15 protein-coding genes are annotated in these 16958 nt (G+C 63.7%); 9 read left to right on the top strand and 6 right to left on the bottom strand.

Annotated elements, in window-relative coordinates:
• The first annotated feature begins 163 nt into the window (after window positions 1–163).
• On the top strand, window positions 164–1978 hold the full coding sequence (locus tag HX898_RS23965) for a chloride channel protein (RefSeq protein WP_180195944.1): 1815 nt from the start codon (window positions 164–166) through the stop codon (window positions 1976–1978).
• Window positions 1979–2068: 90 nt separating this feature from the next.
• Here HX898_RS23965 and HX898_RS23960 read toward each other — a convergent pair whose 3' ends face one another.
• From HX898_RS23960 to HX898_RS23940, 5 genes are all read right to left on the bottom strand, one after another.
• Window positions 2069–2839 (bottom strand): ABC transporter ATP-binding protein, encoded by a 771-nt coding sequence (locus HX898_RS23960; RefSeq protein WP_138334707.1) that lies wholly within the window; start codon window positions 2837–2839, stop codon window positions 2069–2071.
• 9 nt (window positions 2840–2848) lie between these two features.
• A complete protein-coding gene (locus tag HX898_RS23955; RefSeq protein ID WP_113544853.1) occupies window positions 2849–3832 on the bottom strand; it encodes an ABC transporter substrate-binding protein in 984 nt (327 codons plus the stop codon).
• Between the two features lie 40 nt (window positions 3833–3872).
• On the bottom strand, window positions 3873–4724 hold the full coding sequence (locus tag HX898_RS23950; RefSeq protein ID WP_130721200.1) for an ABC transporter permease: 852 nt from the start codon (window positions 4722–4724) through the stop codon (window positions 3873–3875).
• A gap of 10 nt (window positions 4725–4734) precedes the next feature.
• Window positions 4735–6087, bottom strand: a complete 1353-nt coding sequence (locus tag HX898_RS23945) for an LLM class flavin-dependent oxidoreductase (protein ID WP_180195943.1) — start codon at window positions 6085–6087, stop codon at window positions 4735–4737.
• A 404-nt stretch (window positions 6088–6491) separates the two neighbouring features.
• On the bottom strand, window positions 6492–7277 hold the full coding sequence (locus tag HX898_RS23940) for an IclR family transcriptional regulator (protein ID WP_012760654.1): 786 nt from the start codon (window positions 7275–7277) through the stop codon (window positions 6492–6494).
• A gap of 218 nt (window positions 7278–7495) precedes the next feature.
• Here HX898_RS23940 and HX898_RS23935 point away from each other — a divergent pair, with 218 nt between their 5' ends.
• From HX898_RS23935 to HX898_RS23900, 8 genes are read left to right on the top strand one after another with little or no spacing between them, the layout of a single operon-like run.
• Window positions 7496–8569, top strand: a complete 1074-nt coding sequence (locus tag HX898_RS23935; RefSeq protein ID WP_032999069.1) for an ABC transporter substrate-binding protein — start codon at window positions 7496–7498, stop codon at window positions 8567–8569.
• A 23-nt stretch (window positions 8570–8592) separates the two neighbouring features.
• Window positions 8593–10107, top strand: a complete 1515-nt coding sequence (locus tag HX898_RS23930) for a sugar ABC transporter ATP-binding protein (protein WP_180195942.1) — start codon at window positions 8593–8595, stop codon at window positions 10105–10107.
• A complete protein-coding gene (locus HX898_RS23925; RefSeq protein ID WP_180195941.1) occupies window positions 10104–11066 on the top strand; it encodes an ABC transporter permease in 963 nt (320 codons plus the stop codon). Before HX898_RS23930 ends, HX898_RS23925 begins: the two co-directional genes overlap by 4 nt.
• Window positions 11063–12004, top strand: coding sequence for an ABC transporter permease (locus HX898_RS23920; protein ID WP_180195940.1), 942 nt, complete (start codon window positions 11063–11065; stop codon window positions 12002–12004). Before HX898_RS23925 ends, HX898_RS23920 begins: the two co-directional genes overlap by 4 nt.
• Complete coding sequence (locus HX898_RS23915) at window positions 12001–12957, top strand: amidohydrolase family protein (RefSeq protein WP_180195939.1); 957 nt, start codon at window positions 12001–12003, stop codon at window positions 12955–12957. The genes HX898_RS23920 and HX898_RS23915 overlap by 4 nt, the downstream gene beginning before the upstream one ends.
• Complete coding sequence (locus HX898_RS23910) at window positions 12950–14260, top strand: alanine racemase (RefSeq protein WP_180195938.1); 1311 nt, start codon at window positions 12950–12952, stop codon at window positions 14258–14260. The genes HX898_RS23915 and HX898_RS23910 overlap by 8 nt, the downstream gene beginning before the upstream one ends.
• 37 nt (window positions 14261–14297) lie before the next feature.
• Window positions 14298–14642, top strand: coding sequence for a RidA family protein (locus tag HX898_RS23905; RefSeq protein ID WP_028755790.1), 345 nt, complete (start codon window positions 14298–14300; stop codon window positions 14640–14642).
• Between the two features lie 31 nt (window positions 14643–14673).
• Window positions 14674–15687: a succinylglutamate desuccinylase/aspartoacylase family protein gene (locus tag HX898_RS23900; protein WP_180195937.1), complete on the top strand. Its 1014-nt coding sequence runs from the start codon at window positions 14674–14676 to the stop codon at window positions 15685–15687.
• 15 nt (window positions 15688–15702) lie between these two features.
• Here the strand turns inward: HX898_RS23900 and HX898_RS23895 are convergent, their stop codons facing one another.
• Window positions 15703–16887, bottom strand: a complete 1185-nt coding sequence (locus tag HX898_RS23895) for a hypothetical protein (RefSeq protein WP_180195936.1) — start codon at window positions 16885–16887, stop codon at window positions 15703–15705.
• Window positions 16888–16958: the final 71 nt, after the last annotated feature.

The raw sequence follows: 16958 nt of genomic DNA, 5'->3' as shown, positions 1-16958 counted from the left end.
AGCCCATGCCGCCATCATCGAATAGATGGGCAGTCGCCAGCCGGTCAAGTGAGGCATCTTCATGGGACATTTTCGCCTTCATGCTTTCACCCATTGATTTATATCGTATCACGATATATTGACGCGCCTCAAGCGTATCCATTCCGGCGTAGCAGAGGCTTCCATGGCGCAGCATCCACCAAACAACCGGCCGCACGATTTCACCGGCGGTCTTTCCCGGCGCGAGGCCGGCGATTTCACCACCGACAGGCGGGTCCTCCTCCTGGTCGGCATGTCCATCATTGTCGGCACCGCCGGCGCGTTTGCCGCCTGGTGTCTCGTCAGCCTCATCGCGCTGGTGACGAATGTCATCTGGTTCGGGGAGATCGGCATCCAGCCCGCCTCTCTGGCTGCCATGCCACGCTCGCTGTGGGTGGTGCTGGTTCCGCCGCTGGGTGGACTTGTCATCGGACTGATGGCCCGTTTCGGGTCGGAGAAGATCCGCGGCCACGGCATTCCCGAGGCGATCGAGGCCATCCTGATCGGTGGCAGCCGGATGTCGCCGAAGGTCGCGGTCCTCAAGCCGCTGTCGTCGGCAATCTCTATCGGAACCGGCGGCCCGTTTGGCGCCGAGGGGCCGATCATCATGACCGGCGGTGCGATCGGATCGCTGTTCGCGCAATTCTTTCACATGAGCGCTGCCGAGCGGAAGACGCTGCTCGTCGCTGGTGCGGCCGCCGGCATGACGGCCATCTTCGGTTCGCCGATCGCCGCGGTCATGCTGGCGGTCGAACTGCTGTTGTTCGAATGGAAGCCGCGCAGCTTCATTCCGGTCGCCGTTGCCGCCTGCGTGTCGATCTGCTGGCGTCCGCTGCTGTTCGGTGTAGGCCCGCTGTTCCCGACCCACTTCCAGGTGGCCTTGCCCTGGTGGGGTATTTTTGCCTGCGCGGCGATGGGGATCATTTCCGGTCTGCAATCGGGATTGCTGACGACGCTGCTCTACCGGATCGAGGACCTGTTCGAAGCCTTGCCGATCCACTGGATGTGGTGGCCGGCACTCGGCGGTCTCGTCATCGGTCTCGGCGGCCTGATCGAACCGCGGGCAATGGGCGTCGGCTACGACATCATCGATGGCCTGCTCAACAACCGGCTGCTCGCCCCGGCGGTGATGTCGATCCTGCTGGTGAAGACCATCATCTGGCTGTTTGCCCTGTCGTCGGGCACCTCCGGTGGCGTCCTCGCGCCACTTCTCATCTTCGGCGGGGCTCTCGGATGGCTGGTCGGCCTTGTCATGCCGGGCAACGATCCCGGCTTCTGGGCGCTGCTCGGAATGGCGGCGATGATGGGCGGAACCATGCGTGCGCCGCTGACGGGAACCTTCTTTGCGATGGAAATCACTGGTGACGTCAGCACGCTCGTTCCGCTGCTTGCGGCAACCGTGGTGGCCTATGCCGTCACGGTCCTGCTGCTGCGCCGCTCGATCCTCACCGAGAAGATCGCCCGCCGCGGCCAGCACATCACCCGCGAATATGGCGTCGACCCGTTCGAACTGTCGCGCGCAAGGGAGATCATGATCAGCGATGTCGATACGCTTCCCGTCACCATGACTGTGGGAGAAGCGTGCGATTTCTTCGCCTCGCAGCAGAAAACGCACCGGATCTATCCGGTGGTCGATGCAGCAGGCAGGCTAGCCGGCGTCGTATCGAGAGCCGACGCTTTGCTCTGGCAGGGGAATCCGAACCTCGCCAGTCAGACGCTTGCGGAAAACGTGACGGATGATTCCGTTCCGGTGGGGCATCCCGATGATACGGTCGCGTTCATCGCCGATCTGATGCTGTCGACCGGCGACGGACGCATTCCGATCGTCGATCCGACCTCAGGGAAATTGTGCGGCCTGATCGCCCGCAAGGATCTGCTGCGGCTGCGCAGTTCCTACAGGTCGGCGGAACTGGATCGGCGTCCGTATCTCACCGCCGGCTCCAAGAGCAAGTCGCGGTAGCGGTCCGCGGGCGTCCTCCGCATCGCTACTGCTACTGCCGCGCGCCGCATGGATCAGGTCTCATGCGGCGCGCGCTGATGCTTGAAGACTTCAGTGCAGTCCGAACAGGTTCAGCAACTCCTCGCGGTGTCGAACGAATTCCGGTGCGCTGCGGTCGCGAGGACGGGGCAGATCGATTTCGATCAGACGCGGCTCGCCGCCCCTTTCCCGTGGCAGGATCAGGATCCTGTCGGCCAGGTAGATCGCCTCCTCGAGATCATGGGTAACGAGAATGGTCGTCACATCCTCATCGCGCCAGATCCGTGCGAGTTCCTGCTGCATGCCGATCTTGGTCATCGCGTCGAGCGCGCCGAGCGGTTCGTCGAGCAGCAGGATCTCGGGCTGGACGGCCAGAGCCCGGGCGATGCCGACGCGCTGGGCCATGCCGCCCGACAGCTGCCGGGGATAGGCAGCCTCGAACTGCTGCAGGCCGACGAGCTTGACATAATGGCGCGCCCGCCCCCTCGCCTGCTCACGCGACAGGCCGCTAGTTTCCAGCCCGAAGGAGACATTGTCGAGCACGGTCAGCCAGGGCAGAAGGCGCGGTTCCTGAAAGATGACGGCGCGCTCTGTGCCGACGCCTCGCACCGCCTTTCCATCGACGAGAACCTCTCCCGTGTCGGAATCCTCAAGACCTGCCAGAACTCTGAGCAGGGTCGTCTTGCCCGAGCCGCTGGCGCCGACGATGGCGAGGCTTTCGCCGGAGCGGACGTGGAGGTTGATATCCCTGAGAACCTGTAGAGGTGTCCCGTTCAACCTGTAGGATTTGGAAAGGTGACGGATCGTCACCTCCCCGCGACGCGTGTCCTCAGCGATGCTCATCATCATTCCTCAGTTGCTTGCCGGCTTGGCGTCGACGGTCAAGAGGATGTCCTTGGCGGCCAGCTGGCCCTGCTTCAGCTTGCCTTCGCGAACCAGGACGTCGATCCAGAACTGGATGTCGCGCTCGACCGGCAGGCCGCCGGCGCGCACCCCATAACCTCGGAAGTACTGTGCGATATCAGCGTTCTCACCACGCTCGCTGAGCGCCTTGGCCAGGATCTTCTTGGTTTCCTCCGGATGCTCGCGGGCGTAATCGAGAGCACGAGCCGACTGCTCGACGAATATCTTTGCAGCTTCAGGATGCTCGCGAGCGAAATCACGGCGCAAGACCACGAAGCCCCCGGCGATGTCTCCAAGCACGTCGGTATCGTCGAAAATCGGACGCAGGCCGCCATTCTTCAGCGCAGCTCCCTCGAAGGTCGTCTGCCAGTAGCCGAAGGCGGCAATATCGACCTGCTTGGAGCGCAGCACCTGCTCGAGCTGCGGCCCGGGAACGACAAGCTGATTGGCTGCGTCCGCCGGCAGGCCGACGGAATGCAAGGCTTCGCGGATGGTGTAGTCGAGATGCGCGCCGAGTGTATTGACCGCGATGCTCTTGCCGGCAATGTCCTTGATACTCTTGATCGGGCTGTCCTCCAGCACGTAGAAGGTCGACTGCACCTCGTTATTGATGCCGTTTGAGGGATAGGCCGCGACGAAGTCATTGCCGCCGATGATCGAATTCAGGACGGCGGAAGTTGCGGCGCTGCCGATCTCGACATCACCCGATGCCAGAGCGATCAAGGAGGCTGGGCCGCCCTGGGCGTAGCCGACATTTTCGAGCGTGATGCCCGTTCCGTCGAAATAGCCGAGTTCGGCAGCGAGTTCATGGGCGGCAAGACCACCCTGGCTGGCGAGATAGCGCAGCTTCACCGTATCGGCCGCCGCGGCGGGTGAGGTTAGGCCGAGAGCGATCACTGCCGGCAGGAGAAGGTGGCGGGGATGGAATGTCATCTGGTGGGACCTTTCGGAAGAGGAAAATCGGGAAAGCAGGTCAGCGGCTCGGCTGAGACCAGCGGCAGAGACGGCGCTGCAAGAGAACGAGCAAGGCATTGGCGGCAAGCCCGAGGAAGGCGAGCAGAAGGATCGCCGCAAACATCAGCGGGATCTGGAAATTGTACTGGGCATTCATCACCTGGAAGCCGATGCCCTTGTTGGCGCCGATCATCTCGGCGGCAATCAACAGCAGAAGCGCAGTCGTCGCCGAAAGACGCAGGCCGACAAAGATCGCCGGTACCGACGCCGGCAGGATGACGCGGCGGAAGATGGTCAGCGGTCCGGCGCCATAGGTCCGCGCCATCTCGATGAGCTTCTTGTCCACTTCCTTGACGCCGCCGATCGTGGCGAGCAGCACCGGAAACAGTGTGGCCCAGAAGATCACGAAGATCTTCGATGTTTCGCCGAGGCCGAGCAGCAGGATGAAGACCGGGTAGAGCGCCAGCGCCGAGGTCTGGCGGAAGAGCTGCAGGATCGGATCGAGCGCCTGTTCGACCGCACGAACCTGGCCCATGAACAGGCCGAGCGGAATGCCGATCACCACGGCAAAAGCGAAGGCGGTTCCGGATCGCTGCAGACTGATGGCGATATCATCGAGCAGCGCGCCGTTGGCAAGATTGGTCCAAAGAGCGGACAGGATAACGTCCAGGGGCGGGAAGATGGCGGGATTGACCCAGCCTCTGGTGCTCGACACCTGCCAGAACACGAGGAAGCCGATGAGAAGGCCGTAGCGCGGCAAAAGCGATGCGAGCACCCCGCGCAGATGCGAGGCGAGAGTGGAAATATTGCTTTCGCTGCTCTTCAGGCGGCCGAAGCTTCGCGGAAGAACCTGGTTGATTTCATAGGACATCGACCGCTCCTCACTCTGCTGCCTGGAGAGCTGCTTGTCCTGCAGCCCACCGATTGGTCGGGAAAGGCAGGCCGAGGTTTTCCCGAAGCGTCTTGCCCTCATAGGCCGTCCGGAACAGGCCGCGGCGCTGCAGTTCCGGGATGACCAGATCGACGAAATCGTCGAGCGCCGTCGGCAGCCAGGGCGGCAGAATGTTGAAGCCGTCGGCAGCTTCGTTCTCGAACCATTTCTGCAGCGTATCGCCGATCTGTTCGGGGGTTCCGACGATGGTGTAGTGACCGCGGGCGGAGGCGATCCACTGATAGAGCTGGCGGATGGTGAAGTTGTTTTCATCGGCGATCTGACGGATGAGGGCCGGTCGGCTCTTCATGCCTTCCGTCGGCGGCGCCGGCGGCAGAGGCCCGTCGAGGTCATAGCCGTGCAGGTCGAGCGTGCCGCCGGTCAGGCCATTGAGGAGGCCGATCCCGTCCTCTTCGACGATGAGCGAGGTCAGTCGGTCGTATTTCTCGCGTGCCTCCGCCTCGGTCCTGCCGACGAAAGCGGATACGCCGGGCATGACGAGGATATGATCGGGGTTTCGGCCGAGAGCGCGGGCGCGTGCCTTGATATCCCGATAGAACTCCTGGGCAGTTTCAATATGCTGATGGGCGGTGAAGATGACCTCGGCCGTTGCTGCGGCGAGCCCGCGTCCATCTTCGGACTGCCCTGCCTGGACGATGACGGGATGCCCCTGCGGCGATCGGGAGACGTTGAGCGGACCGCGCACGCTGAAGTGTTCGCCGCGATGATCGGTGTCGTGCAGTTTCGCCGGATCGAAGAACACGCCGGATTGCTTGTCCCGAATGAAGGCGTCGTCCTCGAAGCTTTCCCAGAGTTTGCGGACAACATCGACGTGCTCGGCGGCGCGGCGATATCGGTCTGCATGCGGAAGCTGCGTATCGCGGTTGAAGTTCTGCGCCGTTAGGTCGCCCGTCGTGGTGACGACATTCCAGCCGGCACGGCCCTCCGAGATCAGATCCAGCGAGGCGAATTTGCGGGCGGTTGTGTAAGGCTCTTCGTAGGTGGTCGAGGACGTGGCGATAAAGCCGAGATGGGTGGTGAAAGGCGCAAGGGCCGAGAACAACGTCACGGGTTCGAAGCCGGCCACGCGGGCGTTGCCGCCTTCACGCGCACCGCCGAAACCGACAGCCAGCCCGTCGGCGAGGAAATAAGCATCGAAGAGGCCACGCTCAGCTGTGAGGGCAAGACGTTTGTGAAACTCGAAACTGGTCGCGCCGTCGGCCGGCTGGTCGGGATGCCGCCATGACGCAACATGCTGTCCGCCACCGGGAAGAAATGCTCCAAGCCTGATTTTCCGTGTCATTTCGCGTCCTCTCCGGTTTCCGTCAACAGCCCGGTCTTCCCCAGGGCCAAGTATTAAATTGGCTGTTGGGTTGCTAAAATAAGTTCTCCATAGAATTTATAGAGAAACTGAATTTCATAGTTTCGGAGGAAGGGTGAATAGATTTCTCGGTTTGGCGTGAAATCGGAAATCAACGGTCGGGGCGACTATCCCGGGTATGCGGGCGCGGACCGGCAGGTGGGATCTGCGGGCGTGGCGAAGAGCCGGCTGAGACGACAAATAGGAATAGGTCTTCTTAGCGTCCTATGCCCGCCTGCAGCACCGCCGGAGCGAGCAGGATCCGGCTTGACGAGCATGCAACGGAATGGCGGCTTGCGCACGAACGTCCGTGCCACCTGAGATCAATGCCTCCATGTGCTCAGGCATCAGCCTCGTTTTGGCCGGGTCGGAGCGTGGTCGAGGCCGGCGGCGGCCTTTTTCAGGCAGTCGAGGTAGCGGTCGCGGTTGGCGATGCCATCGTCGCGTGGCGTGACGAGGCAGAGCGTTGCGGCTGCATGGCCTTCCTCGCCCCGCACCGGTACGGCAAAACAGTGGGTGAAGCTGTCGACGATGCTGTTGAAGGTGAAGAGACCTTCACGCTCGGCCTGGCGTACCTCGGCGATGAAGGTTTGCGGCTCGAGCCATTCGCCGTTCGGCAGGCGAAAATCCTGCGGCGGAATGAAGTTCAGGATGTCCTGATCCGACAGGTGTGCGACGAGCAGGCGGCCCGACGCCGTCCACGGGATCGGCACCGACTGCCCGACATCCGTCGAAATGCGGAAGGGGCGCGCGCCTTCGCGCATGCGGACGACGGTGTATCTGTTTCCATCCAGCATGCAGAACTGCGCCGTTTCCCGCGTCTCGTCGGCAAGCTGTTCCAGCGCCGCCTCGCATTCGCGGGTGAAGTCGAAATGGTTCTCATAGGCTGCGCCGAGGAAATACAGTTTGCGGCCGAGATAGACACGCCCCTCGCCGCCGGTGAATTCCAGGATGCCATTCTGCAGCAGCAGGTTGACGAGCTCGTAAACCGATGAGCGCGGCGCACCGATCTGCGCGGCGATTTCATTCGGCTTCAGGGCCTGCCGTTTCTGGCGCAGGAAATCGAGGATCTCGAAAGCGCGGTCGAGCCCTCGGGCGCGTTTGCCGGCTGCTTCGTCCTGAACTGCATCCATTGCTATCGATCCCTTTTTGTCCGGCCAAGCTTTTCAAGCCGTCTGCCGCATCTGTCAATCGATCCCGTCATTCGTCGCGAATGAAATTTTTGCACCCCTCTTGCGAGGCAAAAAAATCGGCATAAGATCACCTCGTCCGGTATATAGATCACATGTACGATATATTGGACATTGATGGCAAGCCGTTAACGCTGCCGCACACAAAAAAGGGGATCGACATGAAGAATCTTGAAAACGGCATTTCCGCTTCGCTGCGCCGCCGCCTTCTTGCGGGCGCTGCCGCAGCTGCGGCACTCCTCGTCTTTTCGGCCGGTACGGCCTCGGCCGCCGCCAATTGCATCAAGGGTGACAGGAAGGCGCCCTATACGATTGGCTGGGCGAACATCTATTCGGTGCCGACCTGGATGAAGCAGACCGAAGGCACCATCACGGCTGAAGTGGAGGAGCTGAAGAAGGCGGGCCTGGTGAAGGACCTGATGATCACGGACGCGCAGGGCAACGCCCAGACGCAGATCCAGCATATCCAGTCGATGATCGACGCCAATGTCGACGCCATCGTCGTGATCGCCGGTTCCTCCAACGCGCTCGACCGCGTCATTTCAGATGCCTGCGACAAGGGCATCGCCGTCGTGAACTTCGACAGCCTTGTTAACACCGACAAGGTGACGGCGAAGATCAACACCGATTCCAACGAATGGGGCGCGACCGCTGCCAAGTGGATGGTCAGCCAGCTCGGCGGCAAGGGCAAGATCATCATCATGAACGGCCCGGCCGGCATTTCGGTGAGCGATGACCGCCGCAAGGGCGCCCAGCCGGTCCTCGATGCCAATCCCGGTCTCCAGGTGATCACCGAGACGAACACGGAATATAACGTCGCCCCGGCACAGGAAGCGATGACCAGCCTGCTCTTCGCCAACCCCGAAATCGACGGCGTGCTGTCGCTCGGCGGCGCACTATCGGCTGGCTCGGTGCTGGCCTTCGAGCGCCAGGGCCGCGACCAGGTGCCGACGACAGGCGAAAACGCCAGGCAGTTCCTGGAACTCTGGAAGGAGAAGGGACTGAAGGGCTGGGCGACCATGCAGCCCAACTGGCTCGGCGCGCTTTCCGTTTACACCGCCGTGCAGGCGCTGGAAGGCAAGGACGTTCCGGCCTTCGTCAAGGTGCCGCTGCCTGTCATCGACGACAGCACGATCGGCAGCTATCTCGCCCGCGCCGACAAGTTCCCGGCTGACGGCTATATCTACTCGGACTACGACAAGGCGCTCTTCGACAAGCTGCTTGCCACCAAGTAATCCCCGCGTTGAGGAAAGCCGTCATGACGGAAGAAAGACCCCTGCTGGAAGCCCGGCAGGTGTTCAGGGGATTTTTCGGCAATCCCGTTTTGAAGGGCGTCGATATCGCCCTTCTGCCGGGCAGGGTTCACGCCCTGCTCGGCGAAAACGGCGCCGGTAAGTCCACGCTGATCAACCTCCTGTCCGGCGCTCTCCAGCCGGACTGCGGCTCCATCCTCGTCGACGGCAAGCCCGTCGGGCGTTTCAGCCCGGCGGCTGCGCGCGCGGCCGGTATTGCCGTTGTTCAGCAGGAGCTGAGCCTGACGGCCAGTCTCTCGATTGCCGAAAACATCGGGCTCGGCGCCTTTCCGCGCCGGTTCGGTCTCATCGATTACAGAGCGCTTCATCGCGGCGTTCGGGACGTTTGCGACATGGTGGGGCTCACCGAGCCGCTCGACATGCCGGTCGCCGACCTCGCGCTTGGCCGCCGTCAGATGGTGGAGATCGCCAAGGCGCTGTTCCGCAAGCCACGCGTGCTGATCCTGGACGAGCCGACTTCGTCGCTTTCGGCGCACGAAGCCGGCATCCTTGCCCGCCTGATCGAGACGCTGAGGGACCGCGGCACGGCACTCCTCTATATTTCCCATCGCCTCAATGAGGTGCAGGCGCTCTGCTCGCATGTCACGGTGCTGAAGGACGGCTTGGTCACCACCGACCAGTCGCTGTCCGGCATCGACGGCGAGGGCCTGGTGCGCCTGATGGTCGGCCGCGAGACCGGCGACCTGTTCCCGCCGCGCTCGGTCACGGCACCCGGCGCGATGCGCATCAGCGTCGAAGGTTTTTCCGCCGGCATGGTGCGTGACATCGGCTTCTCCGCCCGTGCCGGCGAGATCGTCGGCATCGGCGGGCTCGTGGGACAAGGGCAGGAAGACCTGCTGCTCGGCCTTTACGGCGCGATTCCAGCCTCGGCCGGTCGGGCGGAGGTATCCGGCAAACCCGCCCTGCCCGCTGATGTCGGCGAAGCGAATGCCGCCGGCATCGTCTATGTCCCAGCCGACCGCAAGCATGAGGGGCTGGTGCTGCCCCACTCCATCGCATCCAATCTCATCCTGCCCTCGCTCGGACGGCTCGCCCGCAAGGGCTTACGCGACCGGCCGGCGGAAAACGGCCTCGTCGCCGATCTCGCGCGCCGGCTGACGATCAAGGGCGACACGGCCCGCGCGGTGCAGGCGCTTTCCGGCGGCAACCAGCAGAAGGTGGCGCTCGCCAAATGGCTGCCGCTCGATCCCTCCGTTCTGCTCCTCAACGATCCGACGCGCGGCGTCGACATTGAGACCAAGCGAGAAATCTATCTCATGCTCCGCGCTTTTGCCGCCGAGGGGCGGCTCGTCATTCTGGCCAGTTCCGATACGCCGGAGCTCGTGCATCTCTGCGACCGTGTCGTGGTTCTGCGCGAGGGACGCGTCGCAGCGTCGCTGTCGCAGGATGAAATCAGCGAAGGAGCGATCGTCGGCGCGGCCATGGGCATCACCACCACGACGCAGGGAGAGGCGGCATGAGCACAAGTTCGTCATCCCGGCTCTACGGCTCGATCCAGCTCCGCCGCAACCGCGGCCTTGCCGGCCTCTATCTGGTCGTTGCCGCCTTTCTCATCCTCTATGCGCTGCTCTTTCCCGGCATCCTTTCCATCACCGGCTTCTCCAAGTTCACGCAGAACTGGTTCCCGCTCGCGCTCGTCACTATGGCGCAGGCGCTGCTCATGCTGAACGGCGGCATCACGCTGGCAATCGGCCCGCTCGTCAGTCTTGGAGCGGTGATCGCCGCGACGACGATGGAAGGCGTGCTCGGCGTGCCGGGCGGCATTCTTGCGGTCTCCCTCGCCGGTCTTTCGATCGGCGCCGTCATCGGCATCATCGTCACCTATCTGAGGCTTCCCGCAATTATCGTCACGCTCGCCGGCTCCTTCATCATCGGCGGGGTCGCGCTCATCCTGCTGCCGCGGCCGGGCGGGTTCATTCCCGACTGGCTATCGACGATGCTGGCCGGCCACACGCCCGTCGCCTTCCTGCTGCTCATCGTGATCCTCCTGCTCTGGAAGGCCTTTCTCGCAACGCCGCTCGGCCTCGGCATCTACGCGGCCGGCGACAATCCGGTCGGCGCATTCCGCTCCGGCGTCCCGGTCGAACGGGTGAAGGTCGCAGCCTTCGCGCTGTCCGGTCTTCTTGCAGCCTTGACCGGTCTCTTCGTCGCCGCGCAGACCGGGTCGGGTGATCCCGTGATCGGCACACCCTTCACGCTGAACTCGATCGCCGCCGCCGTGCTCGGCGGCGTGGGTTTCCTCGGCGGCAAAGGCACGATGCGCGGCGCGATCTGCGGCAGCCTGCTGCTCTCGGTGATGATCAACGTCATGTTCTTCCTGGGCTTCCCGCCGGTTGCCCAATATGTCGCGCAAGGGCTGATCATCGTCGGCGCGGTCGCCGTGCCGGAACTTCTCGGCCAATGGAGGGCAAGGCGATGAACATGATCAGATCCGCGTTCCGCAGCCCGCCGCTGCTGACTTTCCTTCTGGTCGCGCTCGTCTGGATCGTCGCAAGCGTCTCGCTGCGTGGTTTCGGCGCCTATGGCCACCTGCGCTACCTGCTCGAACTCGCCGCGGTGATCGGCATTGCCGCCGCCGGCCAGACGCTCGTTATCCTGATGGGCGGCATCGATCTGTCCGTCGGCGCGGTCATAACAGTCACGGCGATCCTGCTGCCGCTTATTTCGCCCGCCTGGGACCCGACCGGCCTTGCCGGCATCGCGGCCGCCCTTGCCATCGCCACCGGCATCGGCCTGATGAACGGCGCCGGGGCTGCCTATCTTCGCGTGCCGCCGATCATCATGACGCTTGCCATGGCGACCTTCCTGCAGGGGCTACTCGTCATCGTCGCCGGCGGCAGCGCGGTCACCGTCAGCAACCCGGCGGTGATTCTGCTCGGGCAGGCACGGCCGCTCGGCATTCCCTCGGGCATCATTCTGTGGCTCGTCGTCTCGATCGTCGTCCTGCTGCTCGTCCACCGCATGCCGATCGGCGCGCGTTTCCTGGCGCTTGGGGCGAACCCGCTGGCGGCCCGGCTTTCCGGCGTCAGCGTCACGCGCAACACGCTGATCGTCCATACCCTGTCGGGCTTTTTCGCAGGGCTCGCCGGCATTCTCGTGCTCGGCATGAACCGGCAAGGTTATGTCGGCATCGGCGACCCCTATCTGCTGACCTCGATCGCCGCCGTGGTGCTCGGCGGCACCTCCATCCTCGGCGGCCGCGGCACCTATGCCGGGACCATTCCAGGGGCGATCCTGCTTGTGACGACGACGGCGCTGATCACCGTCGTCAATGCATCCCCCGGCTGGCGGTCGATCATGTTCGGCAGCTTGATCCTCGCACTTTTGCTCGTTTCCGGCCGGGAGGCGCGCAGATGACGGAGCTCTATGACGGGCCGGTGATCGACCCGCACCATCACCTCTGGGACCTTAAGCTGGAACGTCATCCCTGGCTGCAGAAGGCGCGGGCATCAGGCGAGGAGATGGTTTTCGGAAGCCTCGCAACGATCCTGCGCGACTATGGCATCGACGATTATCGCGCCGATGCTGCCCACCAGAATGTGGTTGCAACCGTGCATGTGGAGGCCGGCTGGTCCGTTGCCTATCCGCTGGAAGAGAGCCGCTGGCTGGATGGTCTCGACCGCAGCTCCGGCGTGGCGCACCGTTATGTCGCGCGCGTGCCCCTCGACGGGCCGGACGCCATGCGCCTGCTCGAGGCGGAAGCGGAAAATCCCAATATCGTCGGCATCCGCGATATCGTCAGCTGGCATCCGGACGCGGCGAAGAGTTTTGCTCCGCGCGCAGAACGCATGAGCGATCCCGCCTGGCGGGCGGGGCTAGCGCACGCTACGCGGCTCGGGCTGGTCTTCGATCTGATGCTCTATCCCTGGCAGATGAGCGAGGCACTCGACCTGGTGCGCGCTTTTCCGCAAACGCTTTTCGTGCTCAACCACGCCGGCAGCCCGGCCGATCGGACGGCAGATGGCATGGCGCTCTGGCGCCGCGGTCTGCGGGAGCTCGGCAACGAGCCGAACGTGCGCCTGAAGATCTCCGACCTCGTCGCTTACGACAACCAATGGACGATCAAAAGCTTGCAGCCGGTGATCGAGCATTGCCTCGATTGTTTTGGCCCGGCCCGCGCCATGTTCGCGAGCGACTTTCCGGTTGCGGGCCTGCATGCCTCTTTCGACGAGGTCTACCAGGTTTTCCGAGCGGTCGCCTCAAAGCTCTCTTACGACGAGCAGCGCGCCCTGTTCTTTGCCACCGCCAATGACACATACCGGCTCGGCATCGCCGACTTGGCCGACATCAGCAGGGGTCGCCATGTCTGATCTTCATACCGCGACGGAAAACGTGCTGATCGACGAACGGGTGCGCGGCTTTCCGCCGGGCAATCCGCCGCTCCCGCTGGATGCAATCGGCAAGCAGGGATGGAAGCCCTATGACGGCAGGATGGCCCTGCCGCTGATCTCGCTCGACCGGCAGGCTTTCTCCGACAATGCCGAACTGATGATGATCTATGTGAAGAGCCATGGTGCCGACATCGCGCCGCACGCCAAGACGCCGATGTCGACGGCGCTGTCGGAGGCGCTTCTGGCAGCAGGCGCCTGGGGCACGACGGTCGCCGATATCCGTCAGGCGGCCGTTCTGCTCAAGGCCGGACAGCGCCGGCTGATCCTCGCCAACGAGATCGGCGGGGCCGCCGCTGCCCGCCGGCTCGCGGCCCTGCTTGCCGACTATCCCGATGCGGAACTCCATGTCTTCGTGGATTCGATGGCGCTGGTCGATGCTCTTCGCTCCGCATGGCAGGAGCGTGTCGATCTGCCGCCCCTCGGCCTGCTGGTGGAGTTCGGCGCCGGCCGCGCCGGTGCCCGCAGCGCCGCCGCCGCCGAGGCAATTCTCGAGGCGATCCTTGCCGTGGAGACTCCGACCTTCCGGCTGACCGGCATCGCCGCCTATGAGGGAGCGGCGGCGACCGCCGACGCGGAAGAGACGATGCGTCGCATCGACTCGTTGATGGCGGTGACATCCGATTTCCTGCCGAAGCTGCGCGCCCGCATCGGCGACGAGCGACCGCTCCTCGTCACGGCCGGCGGCTCGGTCTTTTTCGACCTTGTGGTTGCCAGGCTTTCAGCCGCCGTTGCGGCCGATCCCGCCTGCCGGCTGGTGCTGCGCAGCGGCGCAATCTTCTTCCACGATCACGGCATCTACGAGCGCGGCCTTGCCGGCCTCGATGCACGCGGCGGCTTGCGCATCGGCGGCGAGATGGTTTCGGCGGCCGCAGGTTTCCGTCCGGCGCTGCGGGTCTGGGCCGAGGTGCTATCGCGGCCGGAGCCGCGGCTGGCGATCTGCGGCATGGGCATGCGCGACGTGGCGATGGACCAAGGCCTGCCGCGGCCGCTGGCGCTCTATCGCAATGGGGTGTATCTCGCCGATCTCATGGGCGCCGACGTCTTTCGCCTCAACGATCAGCACGCCTTCGTGGCCCTTGCCGATGGCAGCGACGTCATGGTGGGCGACGTTATCGAGTACGGCATCTCGCATCCCTGCACCTGCCTCGACCGGCATGCCATCCTTTACGGCCTCGATCCGGACCATTCGGTGACAACAGCCTATCTGACCAGCTTCGGCTGACCTCTCCCTCCAAAAGCAAGAAAAGGAAAACCCGCTTATGATCCAGCGTTATCAGAAAGGTTCGCGTATGAGCCAAGCCGTCAGCTACGGCGGCCTCGTCTATATTGCCGGCCAGGTCGCGGAAAATCGCAAGGCGGGCATCGAGGATCAGACCCGCGACGTGCTCGGCAAGATCGACGCCCTTTTAAAAGAAGCCGGTATCGATCGCTCGCGCCTCATCGCCGTCAATGTCTTCCTGCCGGCGATCGTTGATTTCGAGGCGATGAACAGCGTCTATGACAGCTGGATCGACATCGAAAACCCGCCGGCCCGCGCCTGCACCGAAGCTCGTCTTGCCGATCCCGATCTGCGTGTCGAAATGACCGCGATCGCCGCCCTTTGACGGCATTGCAACTGCCCGCACTGGAGACATCATGCATAGCGGTCTCGTCAATCCGATCGACTTTTCGCGCGAGGGCCGGCAGGCCGGCCACCTCGCCATTCCCTATTCGATAGACCGGTCGCCCTATTATCAGATCCGCATTCCGATCCTTCGCCTGAAAAATGGCGAGGGGCCGTCTTTGCTGCTGATGGCCGGCAACCATGGCGACGAATATGAAGGCGAACTCCAGCTCGGCCGGCTGATGCGGCTGCTTGATGTCGCCGACATCCGCGGCGCCGTCACCATCCTGCCGATGGCGAACCTGCCGGCGGTGATGGCGGCCAAGCGCTGCTCGCCCTTCGACGGCGGCAATCTCAATCGGGCGTTTCCGGGCGATCCCACCGGCTCGCCAACGGCTCGCCTCGCGCACTTCCTCGAACACGAGCTCTTTCCTCGCCATGACGTCGTGCTCGACCTGCATTCGGGCGGCACCTCCATGGCCCACCTGCCCTGCACGCTGATCGAGCGGCAGGCCGATACCGTCCGCTTCGAACGGTCCGTTTCGCTGATGCGCGCCATGGGGGCGGCGCATGCCTTCATCGCCGACAACGGGCCGACGGCGCCGACATCGATGGGGGCTGCGGCAAGGGCCGGGACCGTCGGTCTTTCCGGCGAGTTCGGCGGCGGCGGCACCGTAACGCCTGAGACAATGGCCTTCACGGCGGCGGCAATCGACCGGCTGCTCGTCACACTCGGCATCGTTGAGCGTCCGGTCCTGTCGCGCATGCCGCTCACCGAGCCCGGGCCGTTGCAGCTGCTTTCGCTATCCCGCCACAGCCAGGGCATCTATGCGAACAATAGAGGCTGGTTCGAGCCGGCCGTGGCACTCGGCGCCACTGTTGCCGCCGGTGAGCTTGCCGGATGGTATCATGATCTGGAACGCCTGGAGCAGCCGGAGGAAGAGCTGCGCTTTGCCGAGAGCGGTATTGTCATTTCCCACAGGCTGCACTGCGACAGCCAGGCCGGCGACTGCCTGATCCAGGTCGCCGAACCCATCGCATCCTGAGGGACGCTGATCTGTTCAAGTGATTGCGTCGACTGCTGCCTTGACCCAGTCGAGGCGCTTTGCCGGTATGAGGCCATAATTGTAGAAGTTCACACCGTCAGCGCCGGCATCGACGGCGGCCTTGGTGCGTGCCGCCAGGATCTCAGGCCCGCCAACCTCCGGATAGAAGACGCGCAGGCCCACCCCGAGGAACTTGCCCGGTCCGATTGCCGCCCGGCCGGTCCGGATGACATCGCCGACGGCATCCGGCTCCATGTCGTAGCAGCAGAGGATCGCCCCGTCGCAGAGCTTGCCGGCGGCGGCGAGATCGACGCCGCCGAGCCAGCCGTCCTTCAAATCGATGAGCACGATGCGACTTGCCGGATCGGCTGCCGCCTTGATCTCGCCGATCAGGCTGGTCACCGGTTCGCTGCGCCAAGTGAGATAGGCATGCAAATCAGGCTGGTCACGAAAGGCGTCGATGCCGGCTGCCGGGAAATCCGGGAATTGCCGTTCCGGGACAGCTCGTTCACAAAGTTCGGCGATGAAGCGCGCGACCGACCGGCGTGCGCCTTCGACCGGCACACCGGCTTTCTCGGCGCGCGCCGTGCAATGGTCGCAGAAGCAGAGCGACAGCAGGAAATCGTCTTCGGCGTTCAGGCCGACGCCGTCTTTTTCGTGATGATATTCATGCGCGAATCCCATGAAGTTCGGGCTCTCGAGTTCCACCATATCGGGCCGGTAGTTGGTCGTGATGTCGCGGACAAGGGTAACGGCATAGTCCCGCGCCGCCGGGCTGGAGGGGCAAAGATTGTAATAGTTGGGATTGCCGAAGGCGTTCCGCGTCACGTGATCGGGATGCAGCATGCCGAGGCGGGTATTGTGCAGGCAGACCGTCCAGCAGGAGACCTTGAGGCCTGTCGCCTCGCGCCCCTTGGTGAGCGCTTCCAGCATGTCGCCGCGCTTAGTGACATTCCCAGCCATCAGCGGCCGGATCAACTTGTCCTGCCACAGGCTTTCATCCGGCCGGAAGTAGACCGTCCCATCCTCGGGGAAATAGGCCTTCTGCTGCGGGCTCCGCGGCTGCAGGAACCGGCCGGCATGATAGGAGGTCGCCAGGCTGACCGTCGTCAGGCCCGCACGATCGCTAAGGTCGGCGGTGAGTGCTGTGAGCCCTTGGTCCTGGATATCCCAGGGGTAAGTCCACATGGAAAGATGCATGGCGTGCTCCCGTCAAATCTGTCCATTTTATAGAACACGTGTCCATAATAGTGTCCAGACTGATCTTTGAG

Source organism: Rhizobium sp. WYCCWR 11128, assembly GCF_013416305.1.
Classification (GTDB): domain Bacteria; phylum Pseudomonadota; class Alphaproteobacteria; order Rhizobiales; family Rhizobiaceae; genus Rhizobium; species Rhizobium indicum.
Note: the sequence above shows the minus strand (reverse complement) of the source record. Positions and strands in the feature narration are given on the sequence as shown.